The following is a 15,884-nucleotide window of genomic DNA, read 5'->3' as shown; positions in this document are numbered from 1 at the left end:
CCTCTTTTTCTCTATTTATCGCTGTAATGTGACAAAGGTAAATATAAAACAAAGAACCTCAGCGGGCAGCTGAGGTTCTTTCGTTGCTATCATCGTCTTCATGATATATGCTAGTCTGATTTCTTCCAGCCATCTTTGATTGATAGAGCGCAGAGTCCGCCCTTTCGATGATGGTTTCAGGATGGTTATCTTTCTCCTGAAATTCGGTGACACCTAATGAAATGGTTATTGGTTTTCCAGTCGGGCTTGGGGTTCCTGCTAATTCTTTGCGCAGTCTTTCAGCAACGGTAATGGCTTCTTTAACAGTACGGTCTTTTAGCAATAGTCCAAACTCTTCCCCTCCATAACGGAACCCCAAATGCTCCCCTTCGACATATTGAGTGATGATGGATGATAGGAATTTCAGGACTTCATCGCCGGTTAAATGTCCGTAAGTATCATTTACTTGTTTAAATCGGTCAATATCCAGCATGATTAACGAAAATGCTTCTTTTTTGCCAATCCAATCTTTAATGACTGAATCGAACGTCTTTCGGTTTGCGATACCAGTCAATCCGTCGATTTGAATTTCTTCATTCAGCCTATTGAGGTACTTGTTTACCTGGTAATAGAGCTGACGGACTTCGTATATATTCGACTTCATTTCTACTTCTTTAAAGTTGACTGATACCTGTTTATTATTGAAGCCCTCTTCTGAATATTGAGCGAGCATATTCAGGGGCTTGGAAATATTATTCGTAAGAATCCAAGCAATCAATAAGATGATCAGTAAAATCGGGATGGATTGTATGGCCATCTTAGCAAACAATTCTTGTAACGGGGTTTCAATGACAGATGTTGGTGTCTGACTGACCACTCCCCACCCAGTGCTCTCTATGTACGTAAACCCTGCATAATATTCTATTCCTTTTGTATTGACTACGATGGAGGAACCGCTTTTCCCCTGCATCAACTGCTGCACCACTTTATTTTCTGAAACCATCTCATTCAGCCGGTCCGTTTCAGGATGGTAGATTAAACGGCCGTCACGATCGACCACATATACATAAGATCCATCACTTTGTCCGTGGTTGATCAGAATATTCTTAAGGACATTATCACTTTCCAAGTATACAGTGCCTCCGATCAACCCTTGGTAATCCCCTTGTTCATTAAAAATTGGAGCTGAAACCAGCATGATCATTTGTCCTGATGTCGCACGGTAAGGCTTGGAGATGAACGCCTGTTTAATCTTAAGGGCTTTTTTAACCGTATCCGATTGTATTTTCGTCCCTATTTTAACTTTTGCACCGTTTTTATATTGTACAATCGAAGGACTCAGTAATTGAATGACCCCATCTTCGTCTGTAACAAATGTGGAATTAAAATGGTCACTGTTGGCATCATGCCATATATCCAGTTCCTTCTGATCAAATTGGCTGTTATCTACAATTTCAGCCATCGCAATGATATTTTTTTGCATATGACCGAGCAAGTCATTTGTGCTTTGAGCCAGTTTAGTAGAATAGTTGTAATTGCTGTCTAAATATTTCTCTTCCAGTGAACCCTTCATTCCATTCGTCGCCGCATACCAGCTGACTAACGTACTGCTGATGACTGTCATCATGATGAGCAGCCCGATAGCAATCCGTAGTCTGATTCCGCGTTTAAACATGAAGTATACCCCTTACACACTTAGTAGATAGTACTATATTACTATTATTTATCTTATCAGGAAATTTTTTCTTTGTAACCATTTTAATGGGTTAAAATAGTGAACGTTTATTCACAAGAAAGAGAGGAAGAGATTTGGATGCCAAGCTTCTAAATCAGAACTTCCGAAGGCCCGTCCCTCGTTACGGTAAAGCGTTACCGCAGCGAGGGACGGACCTTCGACTATTAAGGTATGAGCCGAGGGGGCCCCCTTGGCTCATACCCAATTCCCTATATCAAATAAAACCCCATTTGCCTCTTTGCCATATACTCCACCTTCCCATCCAAGAGCGCGACCGGCTCCTCCAAATAAATCGGAACCTCCTGCCCCCATTCAGGAACAAACTGTCGGATATTGAACTCCATCGCATAGCACGTATTTGCCGTTAGCGGCAGATCACCCTTGATCGGCACATCCCCCTGCTGATCATAGAGGCCGATCAACGCACCCGCTTCATGGCAATGTGGCCCGACCGGATGACAGTAAATCATGGCATCGATCTGCTCCTTTTTCGCAGACGCCATCGCCGCGCGGAACACTTCATTTCCCGTTTTCCCTTCTTTCATATGATAACTCAAAATATCCTCGAGCCTTAAAGCCGTGAAGAAGGCAGACTGAAGCCCTTCCGGAGCCTCCGTTTCCCCAGGCTTCAACACATAGGCGAGCTGCTGCGTATCGGTGGCAAGCCCGAGATACTCGATCCCGAAATCCAAATGGACGATATCCCCGGGCCGAATGATTTCCCCCTCGATTCGATCCATCTCCGAGCCTTTTCTTTGAAGATCGACTGTTGGGTAAAAAGAGGTCTCCAGTCCAAGGTCCAGCACCCGCTGCCGGATCCAGTCCACCACATCTTCAGTTGTCGTGATCCCCGGATGGATAACCCTTGACGATAACGCCTCCTTTGAAATCTTCCTAGCGAGTTCAGCAATCGCAGGATACGCCTTCATTTCCTTACCGCTCCTGTTCGAAAGCCAATCGACAATCAAATACTGTGCACTCACAAACCGGTCACTATAATCACTCAAGACCATTTGCAAATGTTCAAAATAAGAATGACTCAGCCCATCACTCGCAGCGAACGTATGGGAATAATTCAACCCGACCCTATCCGGATCGCACTCCTCAACCGTGTTCTTAAGACACTCCCACTGGTCCCCCTCTGCCCTGTTCCAAATCCTTTCATAAAAAGGCTCGAAGCTTGGATTCGGATGGATGACCCAGCGCTTTAATTGCTCACCCTCATCCAGCCAAAAGACCAATATGGTCAATCTCCTCGAACTGTCGATTGCAGAGGGGTAGAGCGTTTTCAACACCGGATCCTCATGATACTCCCGCCCGACCACAATCCACATATCGAGTCCATGCTTCTTCATCAATGCCGGCAACAGCGCATTCAGGCGGTGGAAAAGCCAGCGGTTCTGGATTTCTTCCCTTTTTTTCAACGGCAGAATCAAGGATAACGATTCATTCTTCACGGTCATATCTCCTCCACGTATCTATTTCTATAACCCTTCGACAAAGTCCGGTGATTTCCTTTAAACAGTCTAAAAAGTAAAAACCTCCATGGTGACGTGAACGTCTAATCCACATGGAGGAATTTACTATTTTCCATCGAAACAAAGATACATGGGGGAATACAATTGAAAAAATATCTGAAACCATTTTTAGCCTTAGAATGGATCACCGTCATTGGGGCATCAGCGGCCTTATATTTCAAGTGGGATTTTCCGCTTTATTTATGCATAGGTATCATATTATCAGCAGCTGTTCTTACTCTATTATTCTCGAGACACGATGAAAAGAAAGAAGAAGAGATGAATAATGAACAGTAGTCACTTCCTGACTGGAGGGTTTTTATGGACATGATCATTGATATGCTCCTTGGAGTGGGTGTTGTCTTTTTACTATTACTATCCTTTTTGGTATTCACAATTTATAACAATAAAAAGTAGTCACTTAAAGAAGGTGCCTGCCTCCATGTACAAACCACGTACAGAAGGACAGGCACCCTTTTAGCATCTACAATTATTTCGCATTCTCATCCGGCTGATGAATCCCGAAAATATTCCCCTCAGGATCCGTGTAATACCCCTGCCAAGCCATTCCAGGCAGGGCATATTTAGGCACGCCTACCTGGCCGCCAAGTTCAAGGATCTTTTTCTCCACTGCATCATAATCCTCAACACCCATCGTACACGCATACCCATTCAACGGATGACCAGCCTCAGGACGAGGACCTTTGCGCTTCATCAGCGCACCATTGATCCCGGGCACACTCTCATCACCCGTCACAGCCCCGAAATAAGGCATCCCTGCGTATTCGCTCCAATCTTCAAACTTCCACCCGAATACTTCACCATAAAACGCCTTTCCCCGTTCCACATCATCCACATGAATTTCGAAATGCACTAATCGTCCCATTTGATCCCCTCCGCTAATTCATTCGTTTAATAATTCTGATAAATTCTGGTTTGCCTCTTTATAGTAAACGATGTCTGCCTGAATGTTCAATGATAGATTGGAAACGTTAGCATAAATATGAAACTTCCCACCTGCATCGATCGTATCTATAGTAGCTATATAAATACACTGAGTGAGGTGTTGAACATGTATTTCAGGATTTTTCATAAATCAAGCAGATTCACTAAAATAGCACTATTGACTGTTACTGTACTTCTGCTCCTTGGCGGGCTGTCATTGCTTGTTCTTTAAGGAATCACTCACAAATCACTGGAGGGAGAAACCTTGGGTTCATTAGGAGATCAATATAAAAATTCCTCGAAACTAAATACACGGATAAACATTCACGAAAAATTTAGTGAAAATAAAGTTGATTGGCACAGCTGGCTCTTTGAACAGTTAACAATTCCTCTAACTAGCAGAATCCTTGAAATCGGATGTGGAGACGGCACCTTTTGGCTTAAAAACAGGGAACGAATCAATGACAGTTGGAACATCACACTCTCTGACCATTCTGAAGGTATGGTCGATTCCGCTAAAAAGAATTTAACAGGGCTGCCTGAAATCCAGTACCGGCAATTCAATATCGAGGATATTCCTTTTGAAGATAACCGCTTTGATATCATCATCGCCAATCATATGCTGTATCATGTTTCTGATAGGCGAAAGGCATTGAAAGAAGTCCGGCGTGTGTTAAAACCAGATGGTACATTTTACTGTTCTACCATAGGGGTCGATCACATGAAAGAATTTGGAGAACTGCTGAAACAGTTTGATCGAAATTTAGATTATCCTTCAGCCAGGAAGAACGCCTTGAAATTTGGAATAGAAAACGGGCGGGATCAGCTCGGGGGCTTTTTCAACGAGATTGTATTTAAAGGGTTTCCTGGAGGGTTGAACATTACAGACGAAGAAGCAATTGTAGATTACCTGCTTTCTTCAAACACAGGGTTAAATAAATCCCTGGTCGATGACACATTATCATCGTTTATTGATTTTCTGGCATCTGTAAAAGAATCCAATAATGGGGCTATCAAGATCACAAAGTCGACAGGATTGTTTGAATCATCAAACTGACCATGCAAAAAAACGATCAGATGGCCACTGATCGTTTTTTATTATTTAAATAAGGGTCTATCCAGCTTCATCCGAGGTGCTGACCAGCAATAATCCATTTACCTACCGATCCAGCCTCACCAAATCCGCATAACTCTCACGCTCAATCACCACACGCGACTCCCCGTCCTTAACAAACACAACGGCAGGGCGCGGAATCCGGTTATAATTGTTCGCCATCGAATACCCGTAAGCACCCGTACTGAACACAGCGAGTGTGTCACCGAAATTCACCGGAGGCAGCTTCAGATCCCAGATGAGCATGTCGCCGGACTCGCAGCATTTACCAGCGATGCTGACAAGCTCCGTGCACTCTTCATTCGGACGATTCGCCAGCACTGCATGATATTTTGCTCCGTAAAGAGCCGGGCGCAGATTATCGGTCATGCCGCCATCCACCGACACATAGGTGCGCACATCAGGAATGATTTTCTTCGATCCGACCTTGTACAGAGTGGTACCCGCTTCCGCCACGATGCTGCGGCCCGGCTCGATCCATACTTCCGGCAGCGGATAACCGTTCTCACCGAAGCTTTCCTTCACGCTGTCCGTGATTGCTCTGACATACTCGGAAATCGGAAGCGGCTTGTCTTCTTCCGTATAGCGGACCCCGAATCCTCCGCCGATATTCAGGACAGGCAGCGTGACGTCGCACTCCAGTCTCAACCCTTGAAGGAAATCAGACAGCACCGTGATTGCCTGCTGGAATCCGTCCAGTTCAAAGATCTGCGAACCGATATGGGAATGGATCCCGAGCACCGTATAATTCGGCTTGCAAAGGGCAATCTGCATCGCGCGGTCAGCCTGTCCGGTCGAAATCCCGAAGCCGAACTTCGAATCATCCTGCCCCGTCATGATGTAATCATGGGTGTGTGCTTCAACGCCCGGCGTCACACGAAGCAGGATGTTCACCTGCTGCTCGCGCTCTTTCGCCAGCTCATGCAAGAGTTCAAGCTCAAGGAAACTGTCAACCACAAAGCAGCCGATCTCCGCATCAAGCGCCATCATTAGCTCTTCCTCGGACTTATTATTCCCGTGAAAATGAATCCGCTCTGCCGGGAACCCGGCTTTAAGCGCCGTGTACAATTCCCCTCCGGACACGACATCCAGCGACAGGTCCTCCTCTTCGGCAAGCCTTACCATTTCCTTGCACAAAAACGCCTTGCTCGCATACGCGACCTGGAACCCGAGTCCGCTCTCGATGAACGCCTCGCGGAACGAGCGCGCCTTCCCCCGGATCATTTCCTCATCATATACCATCAGCGGCGTGCCGTACGCTGCGGTAAGCTCGCCCGTACTCATCCCGCCGATCTCCAACTGTCCCTGTACATTCGTTTCCATTGCTGTCATATCGAATCTCCTCCTGAAATCCCTCCGAAAAAACCACACAAAAAAACCGTATGAAGCGATGCTCATACGGTTTCCTGATCAAAACGAAGAACGTTCTGAAGAATTCTGTATTAACATCTCTTCAATAGTTCTCCACAACGTGACCATTGTGACAGTCTGACACTTATTCAATGCCAGCCCAACAGGAAACCGATTGGCTGTTTCCCGTTTCGGCGATCTGCCTTTCACTTCCCATCCCAGGATCCATCATCCTCAAGGTAGCTACTCCTCATTCTCGCGCCTCTATTATCAGAGAGTATGTTTATAGTTTTGTATGGCAACTATACCACTATGGTGGAAAAATTGTCAATCTATTAAAGCTATATTCTTACTTTCATTCAGGCGGCCACCCCTTCGACCGTAACTCATACATTCATCCAAGGAGCGCTTCCTTCACATATTCCATTATTTCCTCTTTCACTTCTTCAATCGATTCATCTAACAATTCACCCGTAATTTTACTTCCCGGCAACGCTTTTGATATCGGCACACCAAATACAGAACGTTCACACACCCATATTTTTATCACATGCAAATCAATGAGCTCTCCTCCCTTTTCAGCAATGCCGACTGAAAGCAACGAACTGTATCCAGGCTTAAAATGGTCCTCCCCCTCTTGATTGAACCGAGCTTCAAAGTCTAGATCCTTTTCTTCAAAAACAGGTATGTACTGATCCGCCAATCTTTAGAGTAATCCATTAATGCCCATTCAATACGTTTTATTTTCACTTTGAGTTCTTCATCAAAATCATTTTGTTCATATTTCATATCGACCTCAGCCCCTCAATTAGGAATACTAGAATATATTCAGCACTACTAATTAGAACCCTTCTTAAACTTGTAATAGCAGGGACATTCCTTTTACTATGTTGAATACTATAAATTAAGTGTAAAGATACAAACCATATTCTTCATTTATAGAATAGGTTTAGCCTTTTTTGAGAAATAAGTTATTGAGACGAGAAACATAGCCACTCTCTCTGCAGGTATTGCGCCGAAATCCAAATAATTGCGCCACTTTCAAAATAATTGCGCCGGTTTCCATATAATTGCGCCACTTTTAAAATAATTGCGCCGGTTTCCATATAATTGCGCCACTTTCAAAATATTTGCTCCGGATTCCATATAATTGCGCCACTTTCAAAATATTTGCCCCGAAATCCAAATAATTGTGCCACTTTCAAAATAATTGCCCCGAAATCCAAATAATTGCGCCACTTTCAAAATAATTGCGCCGGATTCCATATAATTGTGCCACTTTCAAAATAATTGCGCCGGTTTCCATATAATTGCGCCACTTTCAAAATTATTGCGCCGGATTCCATATAATTGCGCCACTTTCAAAATAATTGAGCCGGATTCCATATAATTGCGCCAAGTCCGCAATATCGTAGATTCAACCTTCCAATCCGGATAAACTTTCCCCCACAACGATATAGAGCGAAAATGGAAGATGTCCCTCCCCCAGCCACACCGATAGTCTATTTATATAAATAATCAAATCTTCTTCCTTGACATTTCCCCCAGCTTATATAATAATGAATATCGAATTAGAATTATTATAAACTATTAATAATTCTCAATCCCACATACTACTTTTAGGAGGAATTTACATTATGTCTTTAATCGGATCAGAAGTAAAACCATTCACAGCACAAGCATACAAAGATGGTGAGTTCATCACTGTCACTGACGAAAGCCTGAAAGGTCAATGGAGCATTTTCTGCTTCTACCCTGCAGACTTCACATTCGTATGCCCTACAGAACTTGAAGACCTTCAAAATAACTACGACGCTCTTAAAGAGCTTGGCGTAGAAGTATATTCCGTTTCTACAGATACTCACTTTACACATAAAGGCTGGCACGACAGCTCTGAAAAAATCGGTAAAATCAAGTATGCGATGATCGGGGATCCATCTCAAACAATCACTCGCAACTTCGAAGTACTTAACGAAGAAGAAGGTCTTGCTGACCGCGGTACATTCATCATCGATCCGGATGGTGTCATCCAAACAGTTGAAATCAATGCAGGCGGCATCGGCCGTGACGCAGATATCCTAATCAGCAAAATCAAGGCTGCACAATATGTGCGCACAAACCCAGGCGAAGTTTGCCCGGCTAAATGGCAGGAAGGTTCTGAAACACTTAAGCCAAGCCTTGACTTAGTTGGTAAATTATAAGGAGTGCAGTAAATCATGCTCGAAGCAGATATTAAGGCACAATTAGAACAGTACCTGCAAATGATGGAAGGCGATATCGTCCTGAAAGTCTCAGCAGGTGAAGATGAAACTTCAAAGGACATGCTGGCTCTCGTAGAAGAGCTGGCTTCTATGTCCTCTAAGATATCAGTCGAAAAATCTGAACTTCCAAGAACGCCAAGCTTCAGCGTGAATCGTGCCGGAGAGGAAGATACCGGGGTCCATTTCGCCGGTATCCCGCTCGGACACGAATTCACATCATTGGTGCTTGCCCTTCTTCAAGTCAGCGGCAGACCGCCGAAAGTTGACCAAAGCGTCATCGATCAGATCAAGAGCATCAAAGGCGAACATCACTTTGAAACGTATGTCAGCCTGAGCTGCCACAACTGTCCTGACGTCGTACAAGCCCTGAACATCATGAGTGTGCTCAACCCGAACATCACTCACACGATGATTGACGGTGCCGCGTACAAAGAAGAAGCAGAATACAAGAACATCATGGCCGTTCCATCCGTACACCTGAATGCTGAATTCTTCAGCGGAGGACGTACGACGCTTGAAGAAATCCTTTCGAAAATCGTTGAAGGCCCTGATGCTGAAGAACTTTCCGGCAAGGATCCATACGACGTCCTTGTTGTCGGAGGCGGACCGGCCGGTTCCAGTGCGGCAATTTATGCAGCGCGTAAAGGAATCCGTACGGGAATCGTAGCCGAACGCTTCGGCGGCCAGGTCCTTGACACGATGAGCATCGAGAACTTCATCAGTGTGAAGCAGACAGAAGGCCCTAAGCTTGTCGCTAGCCTTGAAGAACACGTGAAGGACTACGGCATCGATGTCATGAACCTTCAGCGTGCCAAGCGCCTGGAAAAGAAAGACCTGATCGAACTTGAACTTGAAAACGGCGCAGTCCTTAAGAGTAAAAGCCTGATCATCTCCACAGGTGCCCGCTGGAGAAACATCGGCGTCCCTGGCGAGCAGGAATTCAAGAACAAAGGTGTGGCATACTGCCCTCACTGTGACGGTCCATTATTCGAAGGAAAAGACGTGGCGGTCATCGGTGGCGGAAACTCCGGTATCGAAGCAGCGATCGACCTTGCCGGTATCGTCAACCATGTAACTGTTCTCGAGTTCAACTCTGAACTGAAAGCCGACGACGTCCTGCAAAAACGTCTTCACAGCCTGCCGAATGTAACGGTCATCACAAACGCACAGACACAGGAGATCACCGGAACCGACAAAGTGAACGGGATCACCTATACTGATCGTGACACACACGAAGAACACCATGTCGAGCTGCAAGGTGTATTTGTCCAAATCGGTCTTGTTCCAAACACAGACTGGCTTGACGAAACCATCGAACGCACACGCTTCGGTGAAATTGTAGTCGATAAGCACGGCTCTACAAGCCTTCCAGGCGTATTTGCAGCCGGAGACTGTACAGACAGTGCATACAACCAAATCATCATTTCAATGGGATCGGGAGCAACAGCCGCTTTAGGCGCGTTTGACTATCTCATTCGGAATTAATGTAAAAATCCGCTATTCTGCAATGATGCAGGATTGCGGATTTTTTTGCGGGTCATGGGGACAGGTCCCTTGTCCCATTTTCATCTGATGCACTTGGTTAACCACAAGTGAGCCACAGGGACAGGTCACTCGTCCCATTCCTCCTAGGAACCATGGGCTGAGATCCCACACCTTCTGACTACTGAACTATACCCCTCCCCTATTTACAATCACAAGAAGGCTTCCCCGGCACATCCCCGCTCGAAGGATAGATCCGTTTTTGGCGGCACTGCTCTTCAAGCGCAGAAATCAATAAGTTTTTAACGGCAATAGATTCCGGTGTTTCGAATTCCGGATACGCCAGGTTTTTTTCTTCGAGAGGATCGGCCGATAAGTTATAGAGCTCATACTGTTCAGCGACAGGGATTTTCTTTGTTTTGGTAATGCATAAAGAGCATTCTGTATCGGATGAGGCGCTTGCTCCGGAGACTTGGGTGGTCGTCACATCCTCACAGCCTGGATCACTCCAAAATTGAGGGTTATCAAAATAGCGGGTAAGCTTCCACATCTCTGACGCTCCGCCTTTCCCTGTTGAAAGATTCGTGATGATCGCTTCTGTATGGTTCGGCTGGACAACTGATGTGTATGGTCTTCCAGTGGCACTGACTTGATTCAGCCCGCGTGTGAAGTCATCATCACTCATGAAATAAATCGGTTCGTCCGACCGGAAGAAGGCTTCCTTCCCACGTAATAAAGGAGTTAGATCCCTTCCGACCAGATGATGCACTTCGGTGTGGTCCTTCCGCATTTTCCTTTGTGCCCTATGCGGATCGATCTCTGCCAGGCCCAGCATCGTTGGCAGGATGTCGACGTGACTCGTGATCATCTCGGTCTGACGGCTTTCCGGGAACAGTTTTGGATTATGGATGATAAGGGGGACATGAATGGATTCCTCATAGGTGTTGTACCATTTCTGGAACAATCCGCCGTGTGCGCCCAACAGTTCACCATGATCGGATAAAAAAATCACGATGGTGTCTTCATAGAAAGAGGAATTCTGCAGAGCCTGGAATACCTTCAGCATGTCTTGGTCGGCCTGCTTTTGCAGAGAGTAATACAATTGCCTGTAAAACAGGCTGTCCCGTAATGGCTGCAGCGCTTGTTGGTAGGTAATCCGATAACTTTCCTGGGCAGATGGTTTCGTATGGAGGGACTCTTTGGCCGTAGGTGCTGGCGGGATCTCGGGGACGGATGGATCGACTTTAAAATGATACAACGGACTCAGCTCTGAAAAAGCCCCGAACAATGCGATATCATGCGGATTGACAAACGAACACATCATCAGCCACGGTGATGGGTCTGAGCTTTCCGCCTCTTTTTCAAGAGAACGGAGGAGATCAACCGCTTCATCGGCGTAAATGACATCACGCCCGCTCACACCGATCGCTGCCGAAGAGCCGGAATTCCGCGGGGACGAACCGTGGGGCTCAGGTCCGATCCATCCGGAAAAGCCGTAACCACCCAAACGGTCGGCATCTTGATACTTCTTTACACTTTCATGCTCCGGCACGCCTGTAGACGTGTAGCTCGGAAACGCATCATTGGTACCGGGAATGATGATGTCCTCATCCGATGCATGCCATTTTCCCTTCCAATACGTACGGTACCCTGCCGTCCTGAAATAATCACCAAACGTCGGAACCGTATTCGGGTCAAGCCAAAACATATCCGGGTCAAAGGCTGTTTTGGCAGCACCGCTTGTCTGAGTGACACCATGAAGCGAAGGATACTGCCCTGTATAAAACGTGGCCCGGCTCGGTGAACACGCCGTACTTCCAGCATAATGTTTGGTGAACTCAAATCCGTTCTTTTTCAATAACTCCTGGGCAACCAGGTTGGTTCTCTGCCACTCTTTCAATTCTTCATTTTCATAGACAACCGGATAACGTTCTTGATCTACCATGAGAATCAGGAAATTGGGCTTTTTATGAAATGGGCGGCTTTCCTTCTGCTCCGATCGTTCCTTCTTCATATCATGACCTCCAATAACCTCGGGAAGTGAGAGAAGCAAACTGCATGCTCTCCTTTACCACTACTATGCGGAGGGGATCGACGGTATAACTAGCAGAGCGGCTAACCAGTATGAAGTGAGCCAAGGGGACAGTCCCCCGACCCATTCTCACCTGCTATCTCCATCTCTCCAGCTTATGTAAATTCCTCACAAACATCCCCGACATAAACTTCGGAACTCCCATTTCAATACACTTCCCTTTCACGAACTGCTTCATCTCATCTACGGAAATGTCTTGCTGTGTAAACTCTCCTTCTTGATAACAGTGTTTACAATACATCGGACTCTTTTCAAGATTCTTTTCAGTTCCGCGGTCCTCATCCTTTTTCAATGGCATTGCGCAGCTTTGACATTTTTTATAAGCGTTCATGACCTCTCCTCCTTCTCCTCTTTTCTAAAATATACCACATATATCCAATTATCTTTATAGGTACATGGCAGCTAGCCAACCCGTTCTGGAATATAACTAGTGCCTGATTCCGAAAACCACCGGTATCAGGCACATGCTCTATTATTTATTCTTCCTTCTATACAAATCCATCGACTTATAGCCTTCAGCCAGGACAGTCTCCATTTCCTTTAATCGTTTTTCCTGCGTTTCTTTTCGTTTCGCACTATAGACGTATCGTGCCCAATCCTTTCGGTATCCTGGCGTCAATCCCGTATAAAGTGATAAAATCTCATCATTTCCGCTCAAATATTTTTCGATGTCCTCGATATGAACAATGTAGTCATCCACACACTGACTCTTTTTTGTACTGGCTGCTTTTTTCGCTTTCTTCGGCGCTGCCTTCATGCCCACCACTGTGAACACATCATTCAGGCTGATCATTCTCGAAAACTTCAGGTTGCTTCCATGAACAAATCCTTCTTCATTATAATATTTCTCATTGTAAATGCTGTCGCGGTCTATATATTCATCATATTTCGGATTATTTTTCTTAGGATAGGCGAAGTACAAATACCCGTTGTCCTTCACTAATTCCTTTTCAGCAACTTCCTTCAACTGAGCTGCAAAATCTTCTAGATTGAAGATAAAAATAAAGACGAGATCATATCGTTCTTTTTTAATAGAAGCGTCATATTCAATTGAGCGAAAGTCATCGATGTCTTCCGGAAGGTTAAGAATGAGTTTCTCTGGATATTTGCTAAAATTCAATTTTTCAGTAACAGGTTTGGTAGAATTCATAACATAGCTCCTTTTCATCTTATCTACTACTCTTTATTTCTGAACTATGAGTGAACCATGGGGACAGGTCCACTGGTTGATTGGGTCGAGGGACCTGTCCCCTTGGCTCAGGGAAGCAAACACATCTCTACTCCCACTTAAACACCCAGCTCGCAATCGCAAATCCGCCAATTAACCATACTCCTAAAATAAGAGTCTCCGTCCCCAGCGCGAAAATCGAGGTACCGATATTCATCGTCTCCCTAAGTGCAGAAGTCAGATGAGCGATCGGCAGCACTTTCACGATCGGCTGGATGAGTTCCGGCATATTGTTGATCGGGAAAAAGACTCCTCCGAGGAATAGGAGCGGAAACGATACAAAGCCTGCAATCGGCCCGGCACTTTCCGGATTCTTCGCCATACCGGCAATGATGAAGCCGAGCGCCATGAACGCAAGCGTCCCTAGTACAATAAAGAAAATCAATGCGAGCCAGGAGCCGGCGACATTTATATCAAAAATGAGATTCGCGATGAGTACGACCAATAAAGCCTGTGTTCCGTTCAGCAAGAGGCGCGCCGAAATCTGGGCTGCGATGAACGTCGAAGCTTTCAATCTCGTCCCCTGCATCCGGCGGAGGATTCCGCGCTCACGCCACGCCGAGATCTGACCCGCGACACCATTCATGTTGTTGCTCATGATCATCATCGCGACGATGCCCGGGACAAGGAAGTCGATGTAGCGGATGTTCAGCGCTTCGATCCCCACTTTTTCAATCGTCACCAGTGGCTTGTAATCCACAAGGTCCTTGCTGTATTGATCGATGACCCCGTTCACCACCGTGAGTCCGAGCTCGGCAGTGGTCAGATTTTTCTCGTTATAATAGACAGGGACGGAGAAAGCGCCATCCCGATCCTCGAGGCTCTCACCATAGCCTTGCGGAATCTCGATCAGAAGCTGTATATCACCGTTTTCTACAGCTTCTTTCCCCTCTTTAACAGAGTCGTAGTCAGCCGTTTCGATACCCTCATTTTCATAAAATAAGTCTTTCAATTCTTTCGATGCATCTGTTCTGTCCTTGTCGACCAGCCCTGCCGTCAGCGAAAGGGAATTCCCTCCGCCTACGAAGGACCCGAGCGCCACCATCAGGATGACCGGGAAGAGCAGCGTGAAGAACAGCACCTGCTTGTTCCGGGCAAAAATACGTAATTGTGCCAGCGTCAATTGCCAGTAAGCTCTCATGATTCACGCAGCCTCCTTCCTGTCATATGGATGAATACATCCTCCAGGGTTGCCTGGCGGGTTTGCAGATCCCTGATTTCCAGGCCATGCTCGGAAGACACTTCGATGAGTGACGTCAGCGCCATCTGTAAATCATCTGTATACAGCTGGACGAACGTATCCTTGACCGCCGCTTCTTTGACCCCGTCCATTTTCATGAACCATTCCTGTTCAGGGGGATCATTCAGATAAAACTCTACAGTGCTCGCCGACTGCAGGGTTTTTACCAGATTCGACGGCGTGTCGAGCGCGATCAGCTCCCCCTGATCCATGATGCCGATGCGGTCGCAGAGTACGTGGGCTTCATCCATATAATGCGTGGAGAGGATCACCGTCTTCCCCCGCTCCTTCAAGCGAAGCACGATGTCCCACAGCGTCCGCCTTGCCTGCGGATCTAGTCCCGTCGTAGGTTCATCGAGAAACACAATCGCAGGATCATGAATCAGCGCGAGCGCAATCGCGAGCCGTTGCTTCTGGCCGCCCGAAAGCCCCTTGATGCGGTCCTTCCGCTTCTCGGTCAAAAGCATGTCCCCGATCAGCCCTTCTATGTCCACATGGCTTGGATAAAAGCTCGCATATAAATGAAGGATCTCCTCCACCTTCAACAACTCAAACAACGAGGTCGACTGAAGCTGAACCCCAATCACTTCTTTCACCTTATTCACGTCTTTCCGGACATCATGTCCCGACAGGCTTGCCGTCCCCTCGTCAGGCTTCCGGAGGCCGACCAGCATCTCGATCGTCGTTGTCTTCCCGGCACCATTCGGGCCAAGCAAACCGAAGATTTCTCCTTTTTCCACTTGAAATGCGACTCCATTCACCGCCGTAAAGGTGCCGTATTTTTTCACTAGATTTTTTACATCAACCATTATTTCTACAGGCATAACGAGCCTCCTTTTAAAAAATGCGCAAGCGCCTCGATCAGCCCCGGCACTAACTTCTGGGCCAACCTCTTTATCTTCATCGGTCGAACCTAAACGTCGCTTAAGCTGGAATATGAA

General features: G+C 46.2%; 15 protein-coding genes and 1 riboswitch. Of the genes, 4 read left to right on the top strand and 11 right to left on the bottom strand.

The window, feature by feature from the left end:
- Positions 1 to 58 precede the first annotated feature (58 nt).
- Both ACXAFV_RS11185 and ACXAFV_RS11180 read right to left on the bottom strand, forming a co-directional pair.
- Positions 59 to 1,654, bottom strand: coding sequence for a sensor domain-containing diguanylate cyclase (locus tag ACXAFV_RS11185; RefSeq protein ID WP_475126524.1), 1,596 nt, complete (start codon positions 1,652 to 1,654; stop codon positions 59 to 61).
- Positions 1,655 to 1,923: 269 nt separating this feature from the next.
- Positions 1,924 to 3,171: a M24 family metallopeptidase gene (locus ACXAFV_RS11180; protein ID WP_475126523.1), complete on the bottom strand. Its 1,248-nt coding sequence runs from the start codon at positions 3,169 to 3,171 to the stop codon at positions 1,924 to 1,926.
- Between the two features lie 165 nt (positions 3,172 to 3,336).
- On the opposite strand from ACXAFV_RS11180, the gene ACXAFV_RS11175 reads away from it, so the two are divergent.
- A complete protein-coding gene (locus ACXAFV_RS11175) occupies positions 3,337 to 3,528 on the top strand; it encodes a hypothetical protein (protein WP_475126521.1) in 192 nt (63 codons plus the stop codon).
- 193 nt (positions 3,529 to 3,721) lie between these two features.
- On the opposite strand, the gene ACXAFV_RS11170 is transcribed toward ACXAFV_RS11175, so the two are convergent.
- Positions 3,722 to 4,117, bottom strand: a complete 396-nt coding sequence (locus ACXAFV_RS11170) for a VOC family protein (RefSeq protein WP_475126520.1) — start codon at positions 4,115 to 4,117, stop codon at positions 3,722 to 3,724.
- A 324-nt stretch (positions 4,118 to 4,441) separates the two neighbouring features.
- Here ACXAFV_RS11170 and ACXAFV_RS11165 point away from each other — a divergent pair, with 324 nt between their 5' ends.
- Positions 4,442 to 5,233 (top strand): class I SAM-dependent methyltransferase, encoded by a 792-nt coding sequence (locus ACXAFV_RS11165; RefSeq protein ID WP_475126518.1) that lies wholly within the window; start codon positions 4,442 to 4,444, stop codon positions 5,231 to 5,233.
- Between the two features lie 102 nt (positions 5,234 to 5,335).
- Here ACXAFV_RS11165 and lysA read toward each other — a convergent pair whose 3' ends face one another.
- From lysA to ACXAFV_RS11150, 3 genes are all read right to left on the bottom strand, one after another.
- Complete coding sequence (gene lysA / locus ACXAFV_RS11160) at positions 5,336 to 6,622, bottom strand: diaminopimelate decarboxylase (RefSeq protein WP_475126516.1); 1,287 nt, start codon at positions 6,620 to 6,622, stop codon at positions 5,336 to 5,338.
- A 117-nt stretch (positions 6,623 to 6,739) separates the two neighbouring features.
- A riboswitch (Lysine riboswitch) is annotated at positions 6,740 to 6,915 on the bottom strand.
- A gap of 119 nt (positions 6,916 to 7,034) precedes the next feature.
- A complete protein-coding gene (locus ACXAFV_RS11155) occupies positions 7,035 to 7,241 on the bottom strand; it encodes a hypothetical protein (protein WP_475126515.1) in 207 nt (68 codons plus the stop codon).
- A gap of 59 nt (positions 7,242 to 7,300) precedes the next feature.
- Entirely contained in the window at positions 7,301 to 7,429 is a 129-nt protein-coding gene (locus tag ACXAFV_RS11150; protein ID WP_475126513.1) for a hypothetical protein, read from the bottom strand.
- A gap of 848 nt (positions 7,430 to 8,277) precedes the next feature.
- Here ACXAFV_RS11150 and ahpC point away from each other — a divergent pair.
- Both ahpC and ahpF read left to right on the top strand, forming a co-directional pair.
- The gene (gene ahpC, locus ACXAFV_RS11145; protein ID WP_341984479.1) at positions 8,278 to 8,841 is read left to right on the top strand and encodes an alkyl hydroperoxide reductase subunit C; all 564 of its coding nucleotides are present in this window, start codon (positions 8,278 to 8,280) and stop codon (positions 8,839 to 8,841) included.
- A gap of 12 nt (positions 8,842 to 8,853) precedes the next feature.
- Positions 8,854 to 10,386: an alkyl hydroperoxide reductase subunit F gene (ahpF, locus tag ACXAFV_RS11140; RefSeq protein ID WP_475126926.1), complete on the top strand. Its 1,533-nt coding sequence runs from the start codon at positions 8,854 to 8,856 to the stop codon at positions 10,384 to 10,386.
- A gap of 199 nt (positions 10,387 to 10,585) precedes the next feature.
- Here the strand turns inward: ahpF and ACXAFV_RS11135 are convergent, their stop codons facing one another.
- The 5 genes from ACXAFV_RS11135 to ACXAFV_RS11115 all read right to left on the bottom strand — a co-directional run bounded on the left by ACXAFV_RS11135 (position 10,586) and on the right by ACXAFV_RS11115 (position 15,767).
- A complete protein-coding gene (locus ACXAFV_RS11135) occupies positions 10,586 to 12,397 on the bottom strand; it encodes a sulfatase family protein (RefSeq protein WP_475126511.1) in 1,812 nt (603 codons plus the stop codon).
- Positions 12,398 to 12,551: 154 nt separating this feature from the next.
- Complete coding sequence (locus ACXAFV_RS11130) at positions 12,552 to 12,806, bottom strand: zinc ribbon domain-containing protein (RefSeq protein WP_475126509.1); 255 nt, start codon at positions 12,804 to 12,806, stop codon at positions 12,552 to 12,554.
- Between the two features lie 141 nt (positions 12,807 to 12,947).
- Positions 12,948 to 13,625, bottom strand: coding sequence for a YdeI/OmpD-associated family protein (locus ACXAFV_RS11125; RefSeq protein ID WP_475126508.1), 678 nt, complete (start codon positions 13,623 to 13,625; stop codon positions 12,948 to 12,950).
- A gap of 127 nt (positions 13,626 to 13,752) precedes the next feature.
- The gene (locus ACXAFV_RS11120) at positions 13,753 to 14,844 is read right to left on the bottom strand and encodes an ABC transporter permease (RefSeq protein WP_475126506.1); all 1,092 of its coding nucleotides are present in this window, start codon (positions 14,842 to 14,844) and stop codon (positions 13,753 to 13,755) included.
- On the bottom strand, positions 14,841 to 15,767 hold the full coding sequence (locus ACXAFV_RS11115; protein WP_475126504.1) for an ABC transporter ATP-binding protein: 927 nt from the start codon (positions 15,765 to 15,767) through the stop codon (positions 14,841 to 14,843). Before ACXAFV_RS11115 ends, ACXAFV_RS11120 begins: the two co-directional genes overlap by 4 nt.
- Positions 15,768 to 15,884: the final 117 nt, after the last annotated feature.

It is taken from the genome of Rossellomorea sp. ABR4_012 (assembly GCF_056159545.1).
Note: the sequence above shows the minus strand (reverse complement) of the source record. Positions and strands in the feature narration are given on the sequence as shown.